Annotated in this window: 18 protein-coding genes; 14 read left to right on the forward strand and 4 right to left on the reverse strand. The window is 65.7% G+C overall.

Features of this window, described 5'->3' with window-relative positions; translation table 11 throughout:
- Positions 1 to 116: 116 nt before the first annotated feature.
- The 6 genes from VSX77_RS13045 to VSX77_RS13070 all read left to right on the forward strand — a co-directional run bounded on the left by VSX77_RS13045 (position 117) and on the right by VSX77_RS13070 (position 7,015).
- Positions 117 to 1,751, forward strand: coding sequence for a long-chain-fatty-acid--CoA ligase (locus VSX77_RS13045; protein ID WP_338425042.1), 1,635 nt, complete (start codon positions 117 to 119; stop codon positions 1,749 to 1,751).
- A 117-nt stretch (positions 1,752 to 1,868) separates the two neighbouring features.
- Positions 1,869 to 3,002 (forward strand): alpha/beta hydrolase, encoded by a 1,134-nt coding sequence (locus VSX77_RS13050; protein WP_338425043.1) that lies wholly within the window; start codon positions 1,869 to 1,871, stop codon positions 3,000 to 3,002.
- A gap of 1 nt (position 3,003) precedes the next feature.
- Positions 3,004 to 3,981, forward strand: coding sequence for a phosphotransferase family protein (locus VSX77_RS13055; RefSeq protein WP_338425044.1), 978 nt, complete (start codon positions 3,004 to 3,006; stop codon positions 3,979 to 3,981).
- On the forward strand, positions 3,978 to 5,276 hold the full coding sequence (gene eno, locus VSX77_RS13060; RefSeq protein ID WP_338425045.1) for a phosphopyruvate hydratase: 1,299 nt from the start codon (positions 3,978 to 3,980) through the stop codon (positions 5,274 to 5,276). Before VSX77_RS13055 ends, eno begins: the two co-directional genes overlap by 4 nt.
- The gene (locus VSX77_RS13065) at positions 5,273 to 6,193 is read left to right on the forward strand and encodes an NAD(P)-dependent oxidoreductase (RefSeq protein WP_338425046.1); all 921 of its coding nucleotides are present in this window, start codon (positions 5,273 to 5,275) and stop codon (positions 6,191 to 6,193) included. The genes eno and VSX77_RS13065 overlap by 4 nt, the downstream gene beginning before the upstream one ends.
- A 129-nt stretch (positions 6,194 to 6,322) precedes the next feature.
- Positions 6,323 to 7,015, forward strand: a complete 693-nt coding sequence (locus VSX77_RS13070; protein WP_338425047.1) for an alpha/beta fold hydrolase — start codon at positions 6,323 to 6,325, stop codon at positions 7,013 to 7,015.
- A 107-nt stretch (positions 7,016 to 7,122) separates the two neighbouring features.
- Here the strand turns inward: VSX77_RS13070 and VSX77_RS13075 are convergent, their stop codons facing one another.
- A complete protein-coding gene (locus tag VSX77_RS13075; RefSeq protein ID WP_422397228.1) occupies positions 7,123 to 8,280 on the reverse strand; it encodes a uroporphyrinogen decarboxylase family protein in 1,158 nt (385 codons plus the stop codon).
- Here VSX77_RS13075 and VSX77_RS13080 point away from each other — a divergent pair.
- A complete protein-coding gene (locus VSX77_RS13080; protein WP_338425049.1) occupies positions 8,261 to 9,826 on the forward strand; it encodes a long-chain-fatty-acid--CoA ligase in 1,566 nt (521 codons plus the stop codon). The genes VSX77_RS13075 and VSX77_RS13080 overlap by 20 nt on opposite strands.
- 19 nt (positions 9,827 to 9,845) lie before the next feature.
- Here VSX77_RS13080 and VSX77_RS13085 read toward each other — a convergent pair whose 3' ends face one another.
- The gene (locus tag VSX77_RS13085; RefSeq protein WP_338425050.1) at positions 9,846 to 12,149 is read right to left on the reverse strand and encodes an LPS-assembly protein LptD; all 2,304 of its coding nucleotides are present in this window, start codon (positions 12,147 to 12,149) and stop codon (positions 9,846 to 9,848) included.
- Positions 12,150 to 12,281: 132 nt separating this feature from the next.
- Between VSX77_RS13085 and VSX77_RS13090 the strand changes: the two genes are divergently transcribed.
- The 3 genes from VSX77_RS13090 (at position 12,282) to ndk (ending at position 14,819) form a co-directional block, all read left to right on the forward strand.
- Positions 12,282 to 13,727 carry a leucyl aminopeptidase gene (locus VSX77_RS13090; RefSeq protein WP_338425051.1) on the forward strand — a complete coding sequence of 482 codons (1,446 nt, stop codon included), beginning with the start codon at positions 12,282 to 12,284 and terminating at the stop codon, positions 13,725 to 13,727.
- A 132-nt stretch (positions 13,728 to 13,859) separates the two neighbouring features.
- Positions 13,860 to 14,309: a DNA polymerase III subunit chi gene (locus VSX77_RS13095; protein ID WP_338425052.1), complete on the forward strand. Its 450-nt coding sequence runs from the start codon at positions 13,860 to 13,862 to the stop codon at positions 14,307 to 14,309.
- 87 nt (positions 14,310 to 14,396) lie between these two features.
- Entirely contained in the window at positions 14,397 to 14,819 is a 423-nt protein-coding gene (gene ndk / locus VSX77_RS13100; protein WP_338425053.1) for a nucleoside-diphosphate kinase, read from the forward strand.
- Positions 14,820 to 14,944: 125 nt separating this feature from the next.
- Here the strand turns inward: ndk and purN are convergent, their stop codons facing one another.
- Positions 14,945 to 15,895, reverse strand: coding sequence for a phosphoribosylglycinamide formyltransferase (purN, locus tag VSX77_RS13105; RefSeq protein ID WP_338425054.1), 951 nt, complete (start codon positions 15,893 to 15,895; stop codon positions 14,945 to 14,947).
- Between the two features lie 116 nt (positions 15,896 to 16,011).
- The gene (purM, locus tag VSX77_RS13110) at positions 16,012 to 17,118 is read right to left on the reverse strand and encodes a phosphoribosylformylglycinamidine cyclo-ligase (protein WP_338425055.1); all 1,107 of its coding nucleotides are present in this window, start codon (positions 17,116 to 17,118) and stop codon (positions 16,012 to 16,014) included.
- 85 nt (positions 17,119 to 17,203) lie between these two features.
- Here purM and VSX77_RS13115 point away from each other — a divergent pair, with 85 nt between their 5' ends.
- From VSX77_RS13115 to VSX77_RS13130, 4 genes are read left to right on the forward strand one after another with little or no spacing between them, the layout of a single operon-like run.
- Positions 17,204 to 18,478: a heavy-metal-associated domain-containing protein gene (locus VSX77_RS13115; RefSeq protein WP_338425056.1), complete on the forward strand. Its 1,275-nt coding sequence runs from the start codon at positions 17,204 to 17,206 to the stop codon at positions 18,476 to 18,478.
- A complete protein-coding gene (locus VSX77_RS13120; protein WP_338425057.1) occupies positions 18,478 to 19,128 on the forward strand; it encodes an HdaA/DnaA family protein in 651 nt (216 codons plus the stop codon). Before VSX77_RS13115 ends, VSX77_RS13120 begins: the two co-directional genes overlap by 1 nt.
- The gene (locus VSX77_RS13125; RefSeq protein WP_338425058.1) at positions 19,125 to 21,299 is read left to right on the forward strand and encodes an RNA degradosome polyphosphate kinase; all 2,175 of its coding nucleotides are present in this window, start codon (positions 19,125 to 19,127) and stop codon (positions 21,297 to 21,299) included. The genes VSX77_RS13120 and VSX77_RS13125 overlap by 4 nt, the downstream gene beginning before the upstream one ends.
- Before the next feature lie 11 nt (positions 21,300 to 21,310).
- Complete coding sequence (locus tag VSX77_RS13130; protein ID WP_338425059.1) at positions 21,311 to 22,795, forward strand: Ppx/GppA family phosphatase; 1,485 nt, start codon at positions 21,311 to 21,313, stop codon at positions 22,793 to 22,795.
- Positions 22,796 to 22,848: the final 53 nt, after the last annotated feature.

Genomic DNA, 22,848 nt, shown 5'->3' on the forward strand with positions numbered 1-22,848 from the left:
GGAGCGCCAGCGTGCGCACGCTAGAAGGGCGATGCGCGCGAGGCAAGCGGGGCAAGGCATTGCCAAGATAAAATACTTAGTATACTATCTTTTCGACCAGACAGGAGAGGGACCGCATGGACGGGTTGATGCAGAATGTGCCGCTGACCGTCGACCGGATCATCGACCATGCGGCGACGTGGCACGGCGCGCGCGAGATCGTGTCGCGCGATGCCGAGGGCCGCGTCAGTCGATCGACTTATGCCGATGTCCACGCTGATGCGAAGCGTGTCTCCAACGCGCTGGCGGCGGAGGGAATCAAGCCTGGCGACCGTGTCGCGACGATGGCATGGAACGGCGCGCGCCACCTTGCGGCCTGGTATGGCGCGGCGGGGATGGGGGCGGTGCTCCACACCCTCAATCCGCGGCTGTTCCTTGAACAGATCGCCTATATCGCCAACCATGCGGGCGACCGGTTGCTGATCGCCGACCCCGCGACCGCTGATCTGGTCGAGCAATTGCTGCCGCAGGTGCCGTCGATCGAAAAGGTGATCTTCTTCTGCGATGCCGCGTCGATGCCGAAAACGAGTTTTGCAGCGACCGCTTTCGACGACTGGATCGCGGGGCAGCCGGCCAAATATGTTTGGGGCGAGTTCGACGAAAATGCCGCGTGCGGCCTCTGCTATACCAGCGGGACGACGGGCAATCCCAAGGGCGTGCTCTATTCGCACCGCTCCAACTATATCCACGCGCTGATGACCCTGCAGCGCGACGCGCTCGCGCTGTCGGCGCGCGACACGGTGCTGCTGGTCGTGCCGATGTATCACGCAAACGCATGGGGCGTCGTCTATTCGGCGCCGGCGGTGGGTGCAAAACTGGTGCTGCCGGGGCAGCGGATGGACGGCGAATCCATCTATCATCTGATCGAGAAAGAGGGCGTCACTTACTCGGCCGCCGTACCGACGGTGTGGCAGATGCTACTGCAATATATGCAGGAAAATGGGAAGCGCTTCACGACATTGGAGCGCGTGACGATCGGCGGATCGGCGTGCCCGGAGTCGATCATCCGCACCTTCCGCGACGATTATGGCGTCGACGTCATCCAGGGATGGGGCATGACCGAAACCTCGCCGCTCGGTACCGTGTCGGTGCCCAATGCGTCGGTCGCGGCGAAATCCGAACCCGAGCAGATGGCCTATAAGCTGAAGCAGGGGCGGCTGCTTTGCGGGCTGGAGATGAAGCTGGTCGACGACGCCGGAAACCGCGTGCCGCACGATGGCAAGACGCCGGGGCGCCTGATGGTGAAGGGTCCGACGATCGCCGCTGCCTATTATGGCGGCGAGGGCGGCGAGGTGCTCGACGTCGAAGGCTTTTTCGACACCGGCGACGTCAGCACGATCGACGGCGAAGGCTATATGCAGATCACCGACCGCGCGAAGGATGTCGTGAAGTCGGGCGGCGAGTGGATCAGTTCGATCGAGATCGAGAATATCGCGATGGGGCATGACGCGGTCGCCAATGCCGCGGTCGTCGGCGTTGCGCATCCCAAATGGGACGAACGGCCGATCCTGCTGTGCCAGCTCAAACCCGGCGCGAGCGCCTCGGCCGACGATCTTCGCGCCTATCTCGATGGCAAGATTGCACGCTGGTGGATGCCCGACGGCGTGTTGTTCGTCGACGACATTCCGCTGGGGCCGACGGGCAAGATCGACAAGAAAGCTATCCGCGCTGGTCTGGAGGGGTATCAGCTGCCTTTCGAGGTCAGCCGCTAATATGAGTCGTCATTTCATCATCCCGGGCTTGATCCGGGATCCATTTAGCCCGCGCCGAGAGGATGGATCCCGGATCAAGTCCGGGATGACTATGGTTTTACATAATAGGGAGAGACGATGATGGTGGACCCGAACGGGATCGAGGGACTGGACGCTGAGTTCATCGGGCGGGTGTCGCCGACCGCGCCGCGTATCCAGGCGGGCGGGCATCCGTGCCAGGGCATTTATTGGACCGAGGCGGGCAAACGGCCGAAGATCGCGATCATCGCGACGCATTACAATGTCGATTTCGCCGAACATTATATCGCCCCATGGTTCGCGCGGCAGGGCTTCGGTTTTCTCGGCTGGAACACGCGCTATCGCGGGTTCGAGGATCAGTTCCTGCTAGAACATGCGGTGCTCGACATCGGCGTCGGCATGAAATGGCTGAAAGAGGAAGCGGGGGTCGAGGCGATCGTCATCCTCGGCAATTCGGGCGGCGGCTCGCTGATGGGCGCCTATCAGGCTGAAGCGATCGCACCGACCCTGACCGACCGGTTGCCATCGGTGGGGCAGGATGCGCTGGCTGAGCTTATCGAGGGCGACCTCTATATCAGCTTCAACGCGCATCAGGGGCGCCCCGAAGTGCTCACCGACTGGATGGACGCGTCGGTGATCGACGAGAATGATCCGACCCTGACCGATCCCGAACTCGACCCGTTCAACTCCGACAACGGTCCGCCTTATTCGGATGCGTTCATCGCCAAATATCGCGCCGCACAACGCGCGCGCAACCAGCGGATCACCGACTGGGCGAAGGCCGAGCTGGAGCGGCTCAATGCCGCGGGCATCCCCGACCGCATCTTTCCGATGTTCCGTTGCTGGGGCGATCTTCGCTGCGTCGATCCGGCGATCGACCCGTCGGACCGCAAGCCCAACTGGTGCTATCGCGGCGACCCGGCGCTCGCGAACCGCACGCCCAGCATCGGGCGCGCCAATACGCTGAAAACCTGGCTCAACATGTGGAGCCTCGAAACCTCGCCCTGCCAGGGACAGCCGCACCTTGCCAAGCACGACACGCCCGCGCTGGTCGTACAGGGCACCGCCGACACCGGCGTGTTCCCCAGCGATGCCCGCAAGATCTTCGACTTTCTCGGCAGCAGCGACAAACGGCTCGAACTGATCCCCGGCGCGCATTATTTCGAGGATTCGGTTGAAGAGCGCCGCAATGCGGCCGACCTTGTCGGCGCGTGGATCCGGGAGAAACTGTGACGTGACGGCGGACGCCGACATCATCGACGACCTGCGCGCCGCCGGGCTGGTGGGGGAGGGCGATGTTGCGCTCGAACCACTAACAGGCGGCGTATCGTGCGACGTGTGGAAGGTCGAGGCGCCGACGGGGCCGATCGTCGTCAAACGTCCGCTCGAACAATTGCGCGTTGCCGCCGAATGGCACGCGCCGGTCGAGCGCGGGCGGAGCGAAGTGCGCTGGCTCAAACGCGCGCGCAGCGTCGATCCGGCGATCGCGCCGGAAGTGCTCACCGAACTGCCGGGCTATGGCTTTGCGATGCGCTTCCTGCCGGGCGCGCCGGTATGGAAGGACGAGCTCGTCGCGGGGCGCGTCGATGCCGCTTTTGCCGCTGCGGTGGGGCGCAGCCTTGCCGCAGTCCATTCGGCCACCGCGAACAATGCTGTCGATCGTGAAGCCTTCGCGACCGACGCGATGTTTCGTGCGCTGCGGATCGACCCCTTCCTGCTATATGTGGCGCAGAAGAACGCCGAGATGGCGCCGGTGCTCTACGCGCTCGCCGACGATCTCGCCGCGCGCAAGCTCGCGCTTGTCCACGGCGACGTCAGCCCCAAGAATATCCTCGTAGGCACGGACGGCCCCGTGTTTCTCGACGCCGAATGCGCGGTCTATGGCGATCCGGCGTTCGACCTGTCCTTTTGCTCAACGCATCTGCTGCTCAAAGCGGTGTGGCTGGACGACGCACGCCTCAGCGAAGCCGCGACTGCGCTCGTCGCGGCCTATCGCGCGGGCATCGACTGGGAAGGGGCCGATGATCTGCTGCTTCGCGCCGGGCAACTCACCGCTGCGCTGCTCCTTGCGCGCGTCGAGGGCAAGTCGCCCGCACCCTATCTCACCAACCCCGACCACAAGCGCATCGTGCGCGACCAGGCGCGCGCGCTGCTGCTCGCGCCGCTGCCCATCGACGCGCTCGTCGCCCATTGGAAAAGGACATCATCATGACGTCGCGTATCGCCTCGATCACCGGCCGCCAGCTATGGGATTCGCGCGGGCGTCCGACGGTCGAGGCCGAAGTCACGCTCGAATCGGGCGCGGTCGGCCGCGCCATCGCCCCTGCGGGCGCTTCGCGCGGCGCGCATGAGGCGATCGACCTGCGCGACGGCGGTGCCGCCTTCGGCGGCTTCGGCGTGAATGGCGCGGTCGCGGGCATCGGCGCCGAGATCGCGGGGGCGATCACCGGTATGGACGCGCGCGATCAGGCGGCCGTGGACAAGGCCTTATGCGATCTTGACGGCACGCCGAACAAGGCGCGGCTCGGCGCGAACGCTGTCGTGGCGGTGTCGATGGCGGTGCTTCACGCCGCGGCAGCCGACGCGCGCGCGCCGCTGTGGCGCTATCTGGCGGACGGGCGAAAGGTGCGCGTTCCGCTCCCCGAAATCCAGATTTTCGGCGGCGGCGCGCACGCCGGGCGGCGCACCGATGTGCAGGATTTCATGGTGATGTGCCCGAAGGCGGGCAGCTTCCGCCGCGCGCTCGAAATCACCGACGATGTCTATCGGGCCGCGGGCAGGCTGATGGAAGCCAAAGGCCCGTTGTCGGGCGTCGCCGACGAGGGTGGCTGGTGGCCCAATTTTGCGTCGAACGAGGATGCGCTCGACACGCTGACCAAGGCGATCGAAATGAGCGGGCACCGCGCGGGCGAGGAGGTGTTCATCTCTCTCGACATCGCGGCGAACGAACTGGGCGACGCGAGCGGCTACACGCTTGCGCTCGACGATGGGCGGTTGTCGGGCGACGATATGGCGGCGCGCATCGTCGAATGGGCCGGGCGCTACCCGATCCTGTCGATCGAGGACCCCGCGGGGCAGGACGACTGGACGACGATGGCGGCGGTGACCGCGGCGATCGGCGAGCGAGTGCAGATCATCGGCGACGATGTGCTCGTCACCGATGCCGACCGCGTGGCGCGCGCGGCCGGGGCGGCGGTGTGCAACGCCGCGCTCATCAAGGTCAACCAGGTAGGGACGGTGACCGAGGCCAAGGCTGCGCTCGATGCTGCGGTGGCGCGCGGCTGGGGTGCGATCGTTTCGGCACGTTCGGGCGAGAGCGAGGACGTCACCATCGCACATCTGGCGACCGGCTGGAACGCCGGGCAGCTGAAGGTCGGCAGCTTCACCCGCTCCGAACGCATGGCGAAGTGGAACGAAATGCTGCGGATCGAAGAAGCGATGGGCGCGGACGCAGAGTTTGCAGGCTTTTCGGCCTTCGCCGGATCGATCGGGCGAGTGACGGCATGATCGTCCTCCACGCGCGCCCGAGCCCCGGCTTTCGCGAGGCCGTCGATAAGATCTTCGGCCCCGGCACCGTCGTGCATGTCGATGAGGCGGCGCCGCTCGACGGCGTTGCGTCCGACATCACCGCGTTGCTCCACGTGCTGACCCCGGTCACGCCCGAATTCATCGCCTCGGCGCCAAAGCTCAAGCTGATCCAGAAGCTCGGCGTCGGGGTCAACACCATCGCGCTCGACGCCGCGCGCGATCATGGCGTCGCGGTGTGCAACATGCCCGGTACCAACAGTCAGGCGGTCGCCGAAATGGCGCTATCGCTAATGATGGCGGTGCTGCGCCGCACCTGTTTCTTCGACGCCCGCACGCGCGCGGGCGAGGGGTGGACCGCCGATCCGTCCGAACTCGACAGCGTCGGTGAAATCGCCGGGCGCACCGTTGGTCTCGTCGGCTTCGGCCATTCGGCGCAGCGGCTCGCGCCGGTGCTGGCGGCGCTGGGTGCGAAGATCGTCTATACCGCGCGCAGTCCGTGCGACGTGCCCTATCATTTTCTGCCGCTCGATCAGCTGCTGGCGGACAGCGACATCGTATCGCTGCACATACCGCTCACCGAAGAAACGCGCGCCAGCATCGATCCGTTCGCGATGAAAAAAGGCGCGGTGCTGGTGAACACCGCACGCGGCGAATTGGTCAATGAGGCACGGCTGGTCGAAGCATTGACGAGCGGCTATCTGCGCGGCGCCGGGCTCGACGTCTTTGCCGAAGAGCCGTTGCCACGCGGCAATCCGTTGCTCAGCTTGCCGAACGCGGTGCTCGCGCCGCATATCGCTTGGCTGACCCCCGAAACGCTCGTGCGCAGCCTGACGGTGGCGCATGAGAATTGCCGTCGGCTTGCGGCCGGCGATACGCTGTTGCACCAGGTCGTATGAACACCCCGTCATTGCGAGGAGCGTGGCGACGAAGCAATCTCCAGCTATCGGCGTGCCTTGCCGCAAGCTGGAGATTGCTTCTCCCGGCTTTCGCCGGGGTCGCAATGACGAAGTTTAAGGATTGAATGAATGTCCCTCCCCATCGTCCTTGTTACCGGCCAGCTGCTCACCGATGCGGTGTGGCAACCTTTGCTCGACGCGTGGCCTGACCGCGACGTCATTGTCGCCGACAATCGGAGCGACGACACGATCGAAGGCTTTGCGCAGCGCCTGCTGGGCAATGCGCCGCCGAAATTCGCCCTGGTCGCTCATGCGATGGGCGGCTTTGTCGCGTTCGAGGTGATGCGCCGCGCGCCCGAACGCGTGGTGAAACTCGCGCTCATCTCGACGCTCGCCTCGGCAGATGGCCCGGCGCAGACTGCGCGGCGACAGGGCTATATCGACCTTGTGGAAAGCGGCAATTTCGATCAGGTCGTCGAGGAGCGCATCCCGATCCTTTTTCCCGAGGAAAAGCGGAACGACGCGCGCCTGCTCGGCATCGCCCGCCAGATGGCGGCCGACACCGGCGCCGACACCTTCCTTGCGCAACAGCGCGCGATCATGGCGCGCATCGACAGCCGCCCGCGCTTGCACGAGATCGCAGTGCCGACCTTGCTGATCTGGGGCGAAAAGGACGGCATCACCAGCCGCGCGCATCATGAGGAGATTTTAGGCGCGATGCCGGATGCGCGGTTGGAGGTGATTCCGGGGACGGGCCATCTGCCGACGATCGAGGCGCCCGAAGTGGTGGTGCCGTTGCTGACCGCTTTCTTGGACGAATAGCCTGCGTATTGGGAGCGGAGCGAAGCAATCTCCAGCTATCGACTTCGCGCAAGGTTGATAGCTGGAGATTGCTTCGTCGCTGCGCCCCTCGCAATGACGAGGTCGGCTTATGCGAGCTCCGCCCGCACCAACGCCGTCCCGTCAACCATTGCCTTCAGCTTCGCCTGACTATGCGCGCGGCTGTGGTATTTCATCCCGCAATCGGGCGCGATCCACAGCCGCTCGGCATCGACGTGGCGCAGCGCCGCGCGGATGCGGTCCGCGACGACCTCCGGCGTTTCGATCTCGGGCACCGACAGGTCGAGCACACCATACATGATCGTCTTGGTCGGCAATTCTTCGAGGATCGCAGGGTCGAGCCCCGGCTGCGCCGCTTCGATCGAGATCACGTCGACGTTCGACGCTTCGAGTTCGGCGAGGAAGTCATAGGCCTTGGGCTTCGGCCCCGTCGCCCCTGCGCCATGATGCACCATCGCATAGCCGAAACAGATGTGTAGCGACGTCGTCCCGCCCACCCTGTCGAGCGCGCGATTGATCGCCTCGATGGCATAAGCATTCGCCTCGGCGGCGCGCGCCTGCAGATAGGGTTCATCGAGCTGGACGACATCGACGCCCGCCGCGAACAAATCTTTCACCTCGGCATTGACCGCATCGGCATACTCCATCGCGAGCGACCGGGCGTCGGGATAATAGCCATTCTCGGCCTGCTGCGTCATCGTGAAGGGGCCGGGCAGGGTAAGCTTTATCGGCTTGGTCGAATGCCGCCGCAGAAACGCCGCATCCTGCGCTTCGATCGCCGCCACCCGGCGGATCGGGCCGGAGACCAGCGGCACCGGATTGGCGTTGCCCGTGCGGTCGATTGCGGTGCCGTGCTTTTCGCGGTCGATGCCCGACAGGGCCGTGGCTAGGCGGTTCGAATAGCTTTCGCGGCGCATTTCGCCATCGCCGACGATGTCGATGCCCAGCTCCTCCTGGTCGCGGATCGCCATGAGCGTGGCGGCTTCCTGCGCGTCGGCAAGCCAGGGTTCGGGAATGCGCCATAGCGTTTCGGCGCGCACGCGCGGCGGCAGGCTGGCCTTCAGCCGCTCGCGGTCGATCAGCCAGTCGGGCTGGGGGTAGCTTCCGACGATCGTCGTCGGCAATATGGGGCGGTCGAACAAGGCCAATCCTCTCATTTTCGGGCTGGTCAAACATTTGCTTAGTATTCTATCTAATTCAAGTCGAAACGACGGTTGGGAGAGCAAAATGATCGATCTGGGGGCCATCCGGACGCTGGCGGATATTCCGGCGGCGCAGGCGCGCGCGCGGGGGCAGGCGACGGCGGTGAAATTCGGCGACCGCGAAACAAGCTTTGCGGAGCTTGACGCGGCGTCGAACCGAATTGCCAACGCACTGGTCGCGGTGGGGGTGGCGCCGGGCGATCGCGTGTCCGCGCTGACCAAGAATCACGACAGCTGGTTTCCGCTCTTTTTCGGCACCGCGCGCGCCCGCGCCTGCTTCGCGCCCATCAACAACCGCCTTGCGCCTGCTGAGATCGGCTTCATTCTCGGCGATGCGGAGCCTAAGCTGTTGTTCGTGGGGGAGGATTTCTTCGACTGCGCGCTCGCAGCCGTGGCAAATTTGGCTGCACCGCCGCGACTGGTCGCACTCTACGGCGCGCATCCGGCGTTCGAACCGCTCGAGAGCTGGCTGGGCAGCGCGTCCGACGCCGCGTTAGCCGACCCTCCGCAGCTCACCGACGATGTGCTCCAGCTTTACACCAGCGGCACCACCGGACTGCCCAAAGGCGTAGTCCTGACCAACGCCAATTACCGCACCTTCCTGGAGGCCGCGACCGAGGTCGACGGTTTCGCCTATGGCGAGGATGAGACGGTGATGATCGTCATGCCGCTGTTCCACGTCGCGGGCACGAACGTCAGCTTTTCGGGGCTGGCGCAGGGCGGACGCCTCGTGGTCGTCAAGGATTTCACGCCTGCGGACGCCGTTCGGATGCTCCGCGAAGAGGATGTTGCGCACGCCTTTCTCGCGCCTGCGATGATCCAGATGATGCTGCTTGATCCCGCAGCGGGGACGGGCGGCTATCCTGAGCTCAAGTCGATCGCTTACGGCGCCTCGCCCATCGCCGAAGATGTGCTGCGCCGCGCGCGCGCCACTTTCGGCTGCGATTTCGTGCAATTTTATGGGATGACCGAATCGGCCGGCGGCGGCTCCTACCTCTCGCCGTCCGCACATGACCTGCCCGGCAAGCTTACGTCATGCGGCCAGCCCTGGCCGGGGGTCCAAATGGCGATCCTCGACGGCGACGGTCGCGAACTGGGCGATGGCGAGATAGGCGAAATCGCGATCCGCGGCGGCATCGTGATGAAGGGCTATTGGAACCACACCGCGGCGACCGAGGAAACGCTCGCGGGCGGCTGGCTCCATACCGGCGATGTCGGCTATCGCGACGCCGACGGCTTTTATTATGTCCACGACCGGATCAAGGACATGATCGTGTCGGGCGGCGAGAACGTCTATCCGGCGGAGGTCGAAGGCGCGATCATGGGCTGCCCCGGCGTGGCCGACGTGGCGGTGATCGGCGTGCCCGACGACAAATGGGGCGAGGGCGTCAAGGCGCTCGTCGTCCCCGCCGCGGGCGCAGCGCCCGACCCCGCCGCGGTCATCGCGTGGGCACGCGAGCGTATCGCGGCGTATAAGGTGCCCAAGAGTATCGAATTTATCGACGCGCTGCCGCGTAACCCGTCGGGCAAAGTGCTTCGCCGCGAACTGCGCGCACCCTATTGGGAAGGCCGCAACCGGGCGGTGGGGTGAGCAGAGGTCGCTTCCGGACCTAGAACCCCAGATTACGGAATGCCACGCGGAACGAGAAGCTATTGCCGCGCCGCGCATCGCCCGTGTCGGCATAGTCGCGGCGCCAGGTGAGCGCGATCGACAGGCATTCGTCGTCGTAGGCGACGCCGAGGCGGTGGCGGATCGGCTCGAAGCCGTCGGCCTGGGCCAGCGGATCGTCGCTCCGCTTGGTGAGGTCAACGATCGCCGACCCGAAGACCGACCAGTTGCGCGCCACCGCGACGCGTCCGCCAGCGCGGACTTCCTCCCGGTCCTGCAAATCCTCGCCCAGCAGCAATATGTCGCGGTTGAGCCGCGAATAGCCGACCACGGCATAGGTCGACCGATTGCCGATCGTCGCGTCAAACTCGTTGCGCCGCACCGCCAGATTATCCTTGTCGAGCCGGTAACGGTGGGTCAGACGCAGAAAATCCCTGTAAGCGATCGTCGTCCGTCCGACGATGTCCGACGTCCGGCTGGTCAAGCCCGTGCCGTCGGGAAACAGGCTGGGCTTGTCGCTCAGCCGATAGCTTTGTCCGACGACGCTGCTGATGTTGAACCCCGGGCGGCTGTAATTCCATTCGACGCCATAGGTGACGCGCGCGCCGTCCTCGAACCGATCATGCCCGTTGAAGCGGTTGATCGCGAAAAGATTGCTGTCCTCCAGGTCAAAGGCGCGCGAATCTTCGTTCGGAATGTCGAGATTCTTGATCGGCGGCGTCGCGACGATCTGGACGCGCGGGGTCAGCGTCTGCGTCCCGCCCGCGAACTCGCCGATGAAGGGCCAGCGCATGTCGGCGGCAACCGCCGCGATGCCGCGCGCCTGCCAGCCCTCCTCGCCGCGATAGCCGGCGATCTCGGTCAGCAGATTTTCGTCACTGTGATAGAGATCGCCGCGCACGAGTGCGGTCAGCGTCACTTCCTGTCCCAGTCCCGTCAGCCCGCGCAAATTCCACTGCGCCCCGGCAAAGGCGCGCTGCGTGTCCTGTCCCGCGGTGCGACCGATCGCGAGCGTGTTCAATTGCAACTCGAACTGTCCGCCGAAAATCGGGTCATCGAGCCGCTGGCGATAATCGATGATCGGCAGCGCGACCGGCTGTTGCCCCTGCACATCGTTGACGCGCAGCGTCTGCGTCGCCCAACCCGCGATCGACAGATACGACCTGCCACCGATCCGTTCGAGTTCAAAGGTGGAGCGCAGCCGGTCGTCGCGGCTGATGTCATAGCGGCGCATGAAGGTGCGGTCGGTCGCGATCCGCCCCGAATAGCTGAGACTCCAGCGCGGATCGAACTGGAACCGGCCCGCGCTTTCCAGATAGCCACGAAAGCGTTTCTGGCGGTCGGGATCTTCGCCGACCAGCGGAACGAGCGAGCCATAGGTCGCATAACCGTTGATGCGGAACGACCCGATGTCGGTCAGCGCGCGAAACTCGCCCTCGAGCATCGGCGCCGCGTCGGTGTAAAGGTGCGGCGTGATCGTCACGTCGCGATCGGACGCGAGGCGTATATAATAAGGGACGGCAATCTCGAACCCGTTGCTGCGGTCGAGGCGGATTTCGGGGACCAGGATGCCGCTGCTCGCCTCATTGTTGATCGAGTGGCTAAGCCCCGGCAGCGGGATCAGCGGCAGGCCGAAAATCTCGACGCGGGCGCCCTTGTAGCGCACCTTGTTCTTCGCGCGGTCGTACATCACGCGGACAGCGCGGATCTGCCAGCTCGGATTTTTGGGACATCCCGCCTCGTCCTCGACGGGGCAGGGGGTGTAGGCGGCATTTTCCAGTTCGATATTGCCATTTTCGAACCGCGTGCCCCTGACCGCGGCGAGGCGCGATCCATTGTCGAGCACGACCAGCAGATTGTCGATCACGCCGTCGCGCAGGCTGTCGGTCAGCTCGATGCGGTCGCCATAGGCGGTGTCGCCCTCAGGATTTTTGATCGAAACATTGCCCTCGGCAAAGACCTGCCCCGTCGTCCGGTTCCACGTCACCTTGTCCGCGCGCATTTCGATTGCGTCGCGGTTCATCTGGACATTGCCCTCGGCAACGACAACCTCGGTGTCACCATCGTAATTGAGGTTATCAGCGGCGAAACCGATCTGCTGCTCGTCGGCGGTTTTTGGAGCATCGGCGGGCGCGGCCGGAATGTCGGGGGTTTGCAGGTCGGGCTCGACCGCGCTGCTCGGTGCGGCGACCCGAGTCGGATCGCCCTGTGCAAGCACCGGGGTCGCCGCCAACGCCAGGCCGCTGGCCGTTGCCAGCCAGAACGGCCGCGCGCGCGCCGCGTGTTGGAACAAAGTCCAGCTCATTTAATCCCTTTGTCCCGAACCCTGTATCGACGTTTACCGGCTTGAACCCACCGCTTTGTTTTTGCAACTCGCAGGCGAAACCCCTATCGGTCCGGCACGTTCCAATCAATCTTCGCATAAGAAAGTTAAGGCATGGACATTCAGTTTGTCGCGCAAATCGATGCGTCTGCCGACGTCGTCGCTTTCCCGGTCCGCAAGGGCGAGGCGGGCGATCTCGGCGCGCTGCTCGGCGCGGCTGCGGCGCAGGCGCGTTTCGACGGCGCGGCGGGCACCATTGCGGAGACCGCGGCCATCGACGGCGAGCAGGCCAAGCGCCTGCTGCTCGTCGGCATCGGCGAGGGCAGCGAGCATGACCTCGAACGCGGCGGCGCGGCGCTGACCGCGAAATTGCAGACGAGCGGCGCAGCGCAGGTTCATGTCGATTTCGCGAGCACGGGACCCTGCGACGCCGACGATGTGCTCGCCTTTGCGATGGGCGCCCGCCTGCGGGGCTGGCGCCTCGACACCTATCGTACGCGGCTCGCCGACAAGGCCAAGCCAAGCCTCAAGACGGTGACGATTGCCTCGCCGCACGGCGACCTGTCGACGCGCTGGGCCGCGAACGAAGCGATTGCGGAGGGCGTCGCCTTCACCCAGACGCTCGTCGCCGAGCCGCCGAATATCCTCTATCCCGAAAGCTTCGTCGAACGCTGCCAGCATCTCGCCGACCTCGGCGTTGAACTTGAAGTGCTCGACGAACGCCAGATGAAGGCCCTCGGCATGGGCGCGCTGCTCGGCGTCGCGCAGGGCTCGACGCGCCCGCCGCGCCTGCTTGCGATGCGCTGGAACGGCGGCAATGCGGGCGACGCGCCGGTCGTATTTATCGGCAAGGGCGTGACCTTCGACACCGGTGGCATCAGCCTGAAGCCTGGCCCCGGCATGGACATGATGAAATGGGACATGGGCGGCGCGGGCGCGGTCGCGGGCGCGATGAAGGCGATCGCGGGGCGCAAGGCGAAGGCGAATGTCGTCGGCGTTGTCGGCCTCGTCGAAAATATGCCCGACGGCAACGCGATGCGCCCCGGCGACATCGTCACCACCATGTCGGGCCAGACGGTCGAGGTGCTCAACACCGACGCCGAGGGCCGCCTCGTCCTTTGCGATGCGATCAGCTGGGCGCAAAAGGCCTATGATCCCAAGGTGATCGTCGATCTTGCTACGCTCACCGGCGCAATGGTCATCTCGCTCGGCCACGAATATGCGGGCATGTTCGCGAATGACGAGACGCTCGCCGCCGACCTGCTCGCCGCGGGCGAGGCCTCGAACAACAAGCTGTGGCGCTTCCCGCTGTCAGCAGCGTACGACAAGCTGATCGACAGCCCCATCGCCGACATGAAAAATATCGGCCCGCGCGAAGGCGGATCGATCACCGCGGCGCAGTTCCTGAAACGCTATGTCGACGAAGGCGTCGCCTGGGCGCACCTCGACATCGCGGGCATGGCGTGGGCGGACAAGGATGGTCCGGTCTATGGAAAAGGCGCGACGGGCTATGGCGTGCGCCTGCTCGACCGCTACATCGCGGCGAAGCACGAGGGGTGATGCTCTGATGCCCGTCATTGCGAGGAGCATAGCGACGCGGCAATCCCCAGCTATCGGTCTTGCGCAAGGTTGTAGGCTGGAGATTGCTCCCCGGATCAAGTCCGGGGTCGCAATGACGATGGCGGGATAAGGATGCCCCGCGTCGACTTCTACCGCCTTACCCGCGACCCCGTCGAACGGGTGCTCCCGGCGCTCGCAGCGCGCGTCCTTGGCAATGGCGACCGCCTGCTGGTGGTCGCCGCCGCGGCGATGCAGCGGCAGGACATCGACGCGGCGCTATGGGCCGCGAATCCGGCAAGCTTTCTGCCCCACGGTCATGCCGGAACCCCCGACGAGGCGATCGAGCCGATCCTGCTGTCGGGCACGCTCGATTCTCCGTCGCCCAATGGGGCGACCCACCTCGCGCTGGCTGACGGCGAGTGGCGCGACGACGCGCTGACGTTTGATCGCACCTTTTTCCTCTTCGACAACAGCCGGATCGACGACGCGCGCGCCACTTGGCGAAGCCTTGCCGCACGCGAGGATGTCGACAATCGCTTCTGGAAACAGGACGAATCGGGACGCTGGTCGGAAGGACCATAGGCGGTCGGCTCTCTTTCCTTGCGGTCGCGCAAAAGCGCGGCTAGAGGCGCGCGCATCATATAACACACCAACACAGGAGCTTCCCCCATGGCGGTCACCCGCACCTTTTCGATCATCAAGCCCGACGCCACGCGCCGCAACCTGACCGGTGCGGTCACCAAGATGCTGGAAGACGCCGGCCTTCGCGTTATCGCGTCGAAGCGCATCCACATGACCCGCGAACAGGCTGAGGGCTTTTACGCGGTACACAAGGACCGCCCCTTCTTCGGCGAACTCGTCGAATTCATGACCAGCGGCCCCGTTGTCGTTCAGGTTCTCGAAGGCGAAAACGCCATGCAGCGCAACCGCGACATCATGGGCGCGACCAACCCCAAGGACGCCGCACCGGGCACGATCCGCAAGGAACTGGCCGAAAGCATCGAGGCGAACACCGTCCACGGTTCGGATAGCGACGAAAATGCCGCGATCGAAATCGCCTATTTCTTCAAGCCCGAGGAAATCGTCGGCTGATGATTAGCGTCGCCCCCGCGCAGGCGGGGGCCGCAAGCCGCCTCGCGCTACGCCGCCGGCGGCCCCCGCCTGCGCGAGGGCGACGATATAGAAAGGCCGCCGGAGCGATCCGGCGGTCTTTTTCGTCAGAAATCCTCCGCCACCGCCATCAGCCCCGCCAGCTTTTTCGGCGCGACTGACAGCCAGCTCTTGCGCAGCCATTCGGCGATCGCGTCCCAGTCGGTATCGCCCAGGTCGAGGCGGACGCCGATCCAGCCGTCGCCGAAATAGGGCGGCCGGTAATAGCGGTCGCCGTCCATCTCGATCAGCGCCGCCTGCTCGTCGCCGCCGCTGATCTTGACCAGCACCGCGATCTTGCCGTCGCCGTGATGATCTTCGGTAAAATAGGCGAATTTCTTGCCCTTCACGATCCCGAAGCAGGGCATCCCGTGCGACGTCACCTCGTCGCTTTCGGGCAGCGCCAGCGCCAGTTCGCGCACCCGGTCGCGCAGATAATCGGGCGAGCGTTCGCGCGTGACGAAGGCGGCGAGCGTCGTGGGATAGAGCTGATGCTCGGCAAAGCGCACGCGCGCCGCCAGCGTTTCAGGCGTGTCGCCGGGCACGATCGCGACGGAGGTTTGCGCGAGCACCGGGCCATCGTCGAGCGCGGGGGTCACGACATGGACGCTGCACCCGCCGAAGGCATCGCCCGCGTCGATGGCTTGCTGGTGCGTGTTCAGCCCTTTGTATTTCGGCAGCAGGCTGGGGTGGATGTTCAGCATCCGCCCCGTCCAGCGCGCGACGAAAGCGTCCGACAGGATGCGCATATAGCCGGCGAGCGCGACATAGTCGGCGCCCGCGGCCCGCAGCTGTTCGTCGACCAGCGCATCGAAGACATCGCGCGTCAGGCCCGTGTGCGAATGCGCCCAGGTCGCGACCCCCTCGGCCTCGGCGATCTTCAGCCCCGGCGCGCCGGGGTTGTTGCTCGCGACGAGCACCAGTTCATAGGGGCACGTGTCGGCTTTGGCCGCGTAAAGCAGCGCCGCCATATTGGTTCCAGCGCCGGAAATCAGGACGGCGACACGGGCTTTCGTCATGGCACCACTCTCTCAATCCGTTCGTGCTGAGCTTGTCGAAGCACTGTTCTTTTCTCTTCTGCGGTTGAAAGGAAGAACGACCCTTCGACAAGCTCAGGGCAAACGGTTTTGAGGAATTATCCGTGGTGCGTCGCACTCCACGCTGCGCGCGCGCTCCAGGTTTCGGCGCTGCCGCTCACCGTGCAGCCCTTTTTCCCCGCGGCGATATGGCCGATCCGAAACACTGTTTCGCCCGCTGCTTCGAGCGCCGCGGTCACGTCTACCATATCGGCTTCCGCCACGACTACGGCCATGCCGATCCCGCAGTTGAAGGTGCGGGCCATTTCCTCGGGCTCGATATTGCCCTGCGCCTGCAGGAACGCCATCAGTCGCGGTTGATCCCACGCATCGGCATCCACATGCGCGTGTAGCGTCTTGGGCAGCACGCGCGGAATATTTTCAAGCAAACCGCCGCCGGTGATATGCGCGAGCGCATGAATCTTGCCCGTCTTCACCAGCCGGAGCAGGCTCTTCACATAGATGCGCGTCGGCGCCATCAGCGCGTCGATCAGCAGGACCGTCTGGTCGAACAGCGCCGGGCGGTCGAGCTTCCAGCCCTTGTCGGCCGCGAGGCGCCGCACGAGTGAAAAGCCGTTGGAATGGACGCCCGACGAGGCGAGGCCAAGAATCACGTCGCCCGCCGCAACCTTGTCGGCGGTCAGCACCTCGTCGCGCTCGACCGCGCCCACGCAGAAGCCCGCGAGGTCATAGTCGCCGGCCGAATACATGCCCGGCATCTCGGCGGTCTCGCCGCCGATCAGCGCGCAACCCGCCTGCTTGCACCCTTCGGCGATGCTCGCGACCACGGCGGTGGCGACATCGTTGTCGAGCTTGCCCGTCGCATAATAATCGAGGAAAAACAGCGGTTCGGCACCTTGCACGATCAAATCGTTGGCGCACATCGCGACCAGATCGATGCCGACGCCATCATGGCGCCCCGATTCGATCGCAAGCTTGAGCTTCGTGCCCACGCCATCGTTCGCCGCCACGAGCAACGGATCGCTGAACCCCGCGGCCTTCAGGTCGAAGAAGCCGCCAAAGCCGCCAAGGTCGGCGTCGGCGCCCGGCCGCCGCGTCGCGCGGGCCAGCGGGGCGATGGCACGGACCAGCGCATTGCCGGTCTCGATCGACACTCCGGCGCCGGCATAGGTGTAGGCGGCGGGTTTGTTCTGCTTGGAATCCATGGCCCGCGCGACTAACGCTTCCGGCCGACAAATGCCATGATTTCCTTGTCGGGGCCCGCGCTTTTGGGCAGAGCATAGAGAAGATATGATTTCGGCCGCTTTCCCTCGCTTCGCACCGCGCCTTTCGCTCGGCACCCTGCAAGGCCGCGACTGGCGCTGGGCTGCGCTGCTCGGCCTGTTCGTCGCGATCCTGCTCGCCGGAATCGTCGACGGGCAGATCACGCGCGGCAATCGCGGTATCACGCCGATCAACTCGAGCGGGGATTTTCTCGCAGGCGGTATCCGCGTCGATGTGACCGGCGACAATGCCGACGACGCGCGGACGAAGGGCTGGCGCGAGGCGCAGCGGCAGGGCTGGGCCCAGCTCTATCGCCGCCTTAACGGCACCGACGGCCCGGCGCTCACCGATTCGGTGCTCGACGGCATTGTCACCGCGATCGTCGTCGAGGAGGAACAGATCGGTCCGCGCCGCTACGTCGCCCGGCTTGGCGTGCAGTTCGACCGCGTACGCGCGGGGCAGATTTTGGGCGTCAGCGGGCGCACCCTGCGGTCGGCGCCGCTGCTCGTCATCCCCGTCTATTCGGTTGACGGTATCCAGCAGGTGTTCGAACAGCGCAGCGCATGGCAGCGCGCCTGGGCCGAATATAATACGGGGCAAAGCGCGATCGACTATGTCCGCACCGCCGGCACCGGCGCCGACACGCTGCTGCTCAATACAGGGCAGATCGGCCGCCGCGGCCGGGTGTGGTGGCGGGTGATCCTCGATCAATATGGCGCCGCCGACGTACTGATCCCGATCGCGCGCGTCGAATATGCCTATCCGGGCGGGCCGATCCGCGGCCATTTTACCGCGCGCTTCGGCCCCGACAGCAAGCATATCGCCAGCTTTACCATGACCGGGCCGAGCCCCGCGGCGCTGCCCGACATGATGGAAAAGGCGGTCGCGCGCATGGACCGCATCTATACCGAGGCGCTGGAGGCCGGCGTGCTGCGGACCGACCCCTATCTCGTCCTCGAAAAACCGGTCGAGCGCGAGGATCTGCCCGAAGAAACGACCGCGGACGACGCCGACGCGCTGCCCATCGAAACCGACGGCAGCGTCCCCGTCGCAGGACCGGCGGGCGTCCAAAGCTTCACCGTCCAGTACAGCTCGCCCGACGTCGAATCGGTCACTGCGACCGAGCGCGCCGTTGCCGCCGCGATGGGGGTCCAGTCGGCTTCGACGACCAGTCTCGCACTCGGTGGCACGTCGGTGATGCGCGTGACCTTCCGCGGCGATCTTGCGGCGCTGCGCGCGGCGCTCACGGCGCGTGGCTTTGCCGTACAGGAAGGCGGCGGCCAGCTCCGGATCAGCCGCTGATGGCGGCGCGGGCACCTTCCGGACAGATTGCGCTGCCGCTCGACTGGAGCGCGGGCGGGGCGAACGACGGCCCGCTCGTTGTCGGCACCAGCAATGCCTATGCGGTGCGTTATCTGCGCCATGTCGCGACCTGGCCCGTCCGCACCGCCGTGCTCACCGGCCCGCGCGGATCGGGGCGCAGCCTGATGGGCCGACTTTTCGCGGCAGACACCGGCGGCCGCGTCATCGACACGCACGACAGCGTGAGCGAGGAAGAGTTGTTCCACGCCTGGAACGCGGCGCAGGCGAGCGGGTCGCCGCTGCTCATCATCGCCGACGCGCCGCCCGCCGAATGGAATGTCGCGCTTCCCGACCTCCGCTCGCGCCTCGCCGCGGTACCGGTGCTCGTCATCGGCGAGCCCGACGATTGCCTCGCGCGCGACCTGATCGAGGCGCTCTTCGCGCAGCGCGGCGTTGCGCTTGCGCCCGGCGTCGCCTCCTATATCGTGCCGCGCATGGAGCGCAGCTATGCCATGATCCACCGCGTCGTCGCGGCGCTCGACGCTGCGTCGCTCGAACAGGGGCGGCGCCTCGGGGTGCGTCTCGCTCGTGAAACATTGCTGTCACAAGGGCTGATCGATCCCGATCTCCCCGAAAGGCAGGAAAGATGACGACGGCCGGACAATCGCTGCGCGCAGACAACGATGCCGACACCGCATCCACGCCGCCGGCCTTCGGTCCCGAACGCTTCTTCAATCGCGAATTGTCGTGGCTCGCCTTCAACCGGCGGGTGATGGAGGAAGCGCGCAATCCCGCGCATCCGCTGCTCGAACGCCTGCGCTTCCTGTCGATTTCGGGCAGCAACCTCGACGAATTTTTCATGGTCCGCGTCGCGGGGCTGAAGGGGCAGCAGCTGCAGGGGATCGACGATCCGTCCGCCGACGGCCGCTCGCCGGGACAGCAGCTTGCCGAGATCGAGGCCGAAGTGAACCGCCTCGTCGATCAGCAGCAGAGCGAATGGCAACGGCTCAATCGCCAGCTCGCCGAACAGGGGATCGTCGTTCACGGCACCGGGTCGGACAAGGAGGCGCTGCGCACGAGCCTTCGCCAGTTTTTCATCGACCAGATTTTCCCGATCCTGACGCCGCAGGTGCTCGATCCGGCGCATCCCTTTCCCTTCATCCCCAACCGCGGTCTCGGCGTCATTTTCGACCTTCAGCGCCGGTCCAGCGGCGAAACGGTCCGCGAACTGGTGATGATCCCCGCTTCGCTGCCGCGCTTCGTGCCGGTGCCGGGGGAAAGCAGCGGTTTCGTGCCGATCGAATATCTGATCGAGCTGTTCGGCGACCTGTTGTTCCCCGGTTTCGTGATCCGTTCATTGGGCGTCTTTCGCATCATCCGCGACAGCGACATCGAACTGGAGGAAGAGGCCGAGGATCTCGTCCGCCTGTTCCGCACCGCGATCCGCCGCCGCCGCCGTGGCCGCGTGATCTTGATGGAGATCGAGGCGGACATGCCGGCTGAAATCGCCGCGGTGCTCAATGCCGATATTCAGGGGCACGAGGCGATCGTCGCCAAGATCGGCGGCTTCATCGGGCTTGCGGCGCTCTCCGCGCTCGTCGATGTCGATCGCCCCGACCTTAAATTCCCCGCCTATTCGCCGCGCTTTCCCGAACGCATCCGCGAACATGGCGGCGACTGTTTCGCGGCGATTCGGTCGAAGGACATCGTCGTTCACCACCCCTATGAAAGCTTCGACGTCGTCGTTTCCTTCCTGCGGCAGGCGGCGGCCGATCCCGATGTCGTCGCGATCAAGCAGACGCTCTACCGCGCGGGCAACCAGTCGCCGGTGATTCGCGCGCTGATCGAGGCGGCGGAGGCGGGCAAGTCGGTGACCGCGGTCGTCGAACTCAAGGCGCGTTTCGACGAGGAGCAGAATCTCCTCTGGGCGAACCAGCTCGAACGCGCTGGGGTGCAGGTCGTTTACGGCTTCATCGAATGGAAAACCCACGCCAAGATTTCGATGGTCGTGCGCCGCGAAGGGCAGGGGTATCGCACCTATTGCCACTTCGGCACCGGCAACTACCATCCGGTGACCGCGCGCATCTACACCGATTTGAGCTTCTTCACCGCCGATCCGCGCGCGGGGCGCGACGCGGCGCAGCTGTTCAACTACATCACCGGATATGTCGAACCCGAACGGCTCGAACTCATCACCATGTCGCCGCTCAACATGCGCCAGCATCTCAGCGAGCTGATTGACACCGAAATCGCGGCGGCAAGGGCAGGTCGTCCGTCGGGGGTGTGGGCCAAGATGAACAGCATCGTCGATCCCGACATCATCGACAAGCTGTATGAGGCGAGCGCCGCCGGCGTGCCGATCGAACTGATCGTGCGCGGCATCTGCTGCCTGCGTCCCGGCGTCCCCGGCCTGTCCGACACGATCCGCGTCAAATCGGTCGTCGGTCGCTTTTTGGAACACAGCCGCGTGTGGGCCTTTGCCAATGGCGCGCCGCTGCCCAGCCGCGCCGCGCGGCTTTACATAAGCAGCGCCGACTGGATGCCGCGCAATTTCGACCGCCGCGTCGAATATATGATCCCGATCGAAAATCCGACCGTTCACGACCAGATTCTCGACCAGGTGCTCGTCGCGAACCTGATCGACAATGAACAAAGCTGGATATTGCAGCCCGATGGCACATCGCGGCGGGTGACGCCGGGCGACAAGCCTTTTAACCTGCATCATTATTTCATGAACAACCCCTCGCTGTCGGGCCGCGGCACGGCGCTTCATCAGCGTCAGGATGTCCCGACGCTCGCCTATGGCCTTCGCGAAGATTGAGACCGGACCGCTTGGCTCTGCTGCGCACCTCGAAACCGGCGGTCCATCGCTCGGCAGTCATCGACATCGGTTCCAACTCGGTCCGCCTTGTCGTTTATGAAGGACCGGCGCGCGCGCCGGCGGTGATCTTCAACGAAAAGGTCGCGGCGGGGCTCGGCCGCGGGCTGGCCATCGACGGCCGCATCGCCGACGCCGACGCCGAACGGGGGCTCACCGCGCTCCGCCGTTACGCGTTGCTCGCGCGCCATATGGAAGTGAAGGAGCTGGTTTGCGTCGCCACCGCCGCGGTGCGCGATGCGGCGAACGGCCCCGACTTCATCGCCGCCGCGGCCGAAGCCGGGCTCAAAATACGCCTGCTTTCGGGTGAGGAAGAGGCGCAAGCGGCGGGCTATGGCGTGCTGTCCGCCATCCCCGACGCGCGCGGTATCGCCGTCGACCTGGGCGGTGGCAGTCTCGAACTCGCCGAGGTCGCAAATGGCGAGGTCGGCCGCCGCGCCTCCTTTCCGCTGGGCGTGTTGCGACTGCCGGCGCTGCGGCGGGCGGGGCAGCAACCGTTCGAGCGCGCGGTGCGCAAGATGCTGCGCGATGCGGGCTGGCCGGGGGGCATGGCCGGCCTGCCGCTCTATCTCGTCGGCGGTTCGTGGCGCGCGCTGGCGCGCCTCGACCTCGAACTGACCAACGATCCGCTCGCGGTGCTCGACCAGCATAGCTTCCCGCGCGCGGCGCTCCGCCGCCTCGTCCGCGCGACCAAGCGGCTGAGCTTCGAGGACCTGCGCGCGATTCCCGGCATGGCGTCGAACCGCGCCGCGACCTTGCCCGATGCCGCGGCGCTGCTCGCGGCGCTCGCCAGCATCATCGACGTTCCCGAAATGACCGTTTCGTCCTCGGGACTGCGCGAGGGGTTGCTCTATCAGGCGCTCGACGCATCGACGCGCGCGCAGGATCCGCTGATCGTCGCAGCGGAGTTCGAGGGGCGCCGCCTTGCGCGCTTCGCGCCGCACGGCCGCGCGATCACCGAATGGATCGCGCCGCTCTTTGCCGACGAAGCGCCCGCCGACAGCCGCGTGCGCCTTGCCGCCAGCCTGCTCAGCGATGTCGCCTGGTCTGCCAACCCCGATTTCCGCGCCGAACGCGGCACCGAAATCGGCCTGCACGGCAACTGGCGCGGCATCGACATTCCGGGGCGCATCCTGCTGGCGCGCGCGTTGCACGCCGGGTTTGGCGGCGCCGACGCCGATTTTCCCGCAATGGGCGCGCTGGTCAGCGCCGACCGGCTGGCGCGTGCGCGGCAATGGGGTCTGGCGATCCGGCTCGCGCAGCGGCTGACCGGCGGGATCGAGGCGCCGCTCAAAGCGAGCGGCATCGCGCTGGTCGATGGAAAATTGCAGCTCAGCCTCGATCGCGGCTGGCATCATCTGGCGGGCGAATCGGTCGAACGCCGCCTGCGCGCACTCGCACAGGCGCTGGGCGCGAAGCCCGAACTGATGCTGCTGTAGAAGAGCCCGTCGCCCCCGCGCAGGCGGGGGCCGCTGGCGGTTTATGCTTTCGG

Origin of the sequence: Sphingopyxis sp. TUF1, from assembly GCF_036687315.1 — a bacterium.
Taxonomy (GTDB): domain Bacteria; phylum Pseudomonadota; class Alphaproteobacteria; order Sphingomonadales; family Sphingomonadaceae; genus Sphingopyxis; species Sphingopyxis kveilinensis.

Coding starts and splice junctions, on each gene's coding strand:
- VSX77_RS13045 (WP_338425042.1), top strand. CDS start 117: ATGGACGGGTTGATGCAGAATGTGCCGCTGACCGTCGACCGGATCATC.
- VSX77_RS13050 (WP_338425043.1), top strand. CDS start 1,869: ATGATGGTGGACCCGAACGGGATCGAGGGACTGGACGCTGAGTTCATC.
- eno (WP_338425045.1), top strand. CDS start 3,978: ATGACGTCGCGTATCGCCTCGATCACCGGCCGCCAGCTATGGGATTCG.
- VSX77_RS13065 (WP_338425046.1), top strand. CDS start 5,273: ATGATCGTCCTCCACGCGCGCCCGAGCCCCGGCTTTCGCGAGGCCGTC.
- VSX77_RS13070 (WP_338425047.1), top strand. CDS start 6,323: ATGTCCCTCCCCATCGTCCTTGTTACCGGCCAGCTGCTCACCGATGCG.
- VSX77_RS13080 (WP_338425049.1), top strand. CDS start 8,261: ATGATCGATCTGGGGGCCATCCGGACGCTGGCGGATATTCCGGCGGCG.
- VSX77_RS13075 (WP_422397228.1), bottom strand. CDS start 8,280: ATGGCCCCCAGATCGATCATTTTGCTCTCCCAACCGTCGTTTCGACTT.
- VSX77_RS13085 (WP_338425050.1), bottom strand. CDS start 12,149: ATGAGCTGGACTTTGTTCCAACACGCGGCGCGCGCGCGGCCGTTCTGG.
- VSX77_RS13090 (WP_338425051.1), top strand. CDS start 12,282: ATGGACATTCAGTTTGTCGCGCAAATCGATGCGTCTGCCGACGTCGTC.
- VSX77_RS13095 (WP_338425052.1), top strand. CDS start 13,860: ATGCCCCGCGTCGACTTCTACCGCCTTACCCGCGACCCCGTCGAACGG.
- ndk (WP_338425053.1), top strand. CDS start 14,397: ATGGCGGTCACCCGCACCTTTTCGATCATCAAGCCCGACGCCACGCGC.
- purN (WP_338425054.1), bottom strand. CDS start 15,895: ATGACGAAAGCCCGTGTCGCCGTCCTGATTTCCGGCGCTGGAACCAAT.
- purM (WP_338425055.1), bottom strand. CDS start 17,118: ATGGATTCCAAGCAGAACAAACCCGCCGCCTACACCTATGCCGGCGCC.
- VSX77_RS13115 (WP_338425056.1), top strand. CDS start 17,204: ATGATTTCGGCCGCTTTCCCTCGCTTCGCACCGCGCCTTTCGCTCGGC.
- VSX77_RS13120 (WP_338425057.1), top strand. CDS start 18,478: ATGGCGGCGCGGGCACCTTCCGGACAGATTGCGCTGCCGCTCGACTGG.
- VSX77_RS13125 (WP_338425058.1), top strand. CDS start 19,125: ATGACGACGGCCGGACAATCGCTGCGCGCAGACAACGATGCCGACACC.